This is a genomic window from Pedobacter sp. PLR (assembly GCF_026239675.1).
GTDB lineage: Bacteria > Bacteroidota > Bacteroidia > Sphingobacteriales > Sphingobacteriaceae > Pedobacter.
In genome coordinates, this window is the sequence record NZ_JAPIVQ010000032.1 from 1 (window position 1) to 846 (window position 846).

The following is an 846-nucleotide window of genomic DNA, read 5'->3' on the forward strand; positions in this document are numbered from 1 at the left end:
GTGATACTGGTCCAATCGGCCCAACTGGTTTGACGGGAGCTATAGGTGAAACAGGAGCTGCTGGAACTAATGGTACCCAAGGTATTCAAGGATTGAAAGGTAATACTGGTCCAATCGGCCCAACCGGTTTGACGGGAGCTATAGGTGAAACAGGAGCTGCTGGAACTAATGGTATTCAAGGATTGAAAGGTGATACTGGTCCAATCGGCCCAACCGGTTTGACAGGAGCTGCGGGAACTAATGGTATTCAAGGTATTCAAGGATTGAAAGGTGATACTGGTCCAATCGGCCCAACTGGTTTGACGGGAGCTATAGGTGAAACAGGAGCTGCGGGAACTAATGGTATTCAAGGATTGAAAGGTGATACTGGTCCAATCGGCCCAACCGGTTTAACGGGAACTATAGGTGAAACAGGAGCTGCTGGAACTAATGGTATTCAAGGTATTCAAGGATTGAAAGGTGATACTGGTCCAATCGGCCCAACTGGTTTGACGGGAGCTATAGGTGAAACAGGAGCTGCCGGAACTAATGGTATTCAAGGTATTCAAGGATTGAAAGGTGATACTGGTCCAATCGGCCCAACTGGTTTGACGGGAGCTATAGGTGAAACAGGAGCTGCGGGAACTAATGGTACCCAAGGTATTCAAGGATTGAAAGGTGATACTGGTCCAATCGGCCCAACCGGTTTAACGGGAGCTATAGGTGAAACAGGAGCTGCCGGAACTAATGGTATTCAAGGATTGAAAGGTGATACTGGTCCAATCGGCCCAACCGGTTTGACGGGAGCTATAGGTGAAACAGGAGCTGCTGGAACTAATGGTACCCAAGGTATTCAAGGATTGAAAG

The 846-nt window shown here is 48.2% G+C and carries 1 pseudogene; it reads left to right on the plus strand.

From position 1 onward, the window contains the following. Nucleotides 1-846, plus strand: a pseudogene (locus OQX61_RS24220) (hypothetical protein); the annotation flags it as partial.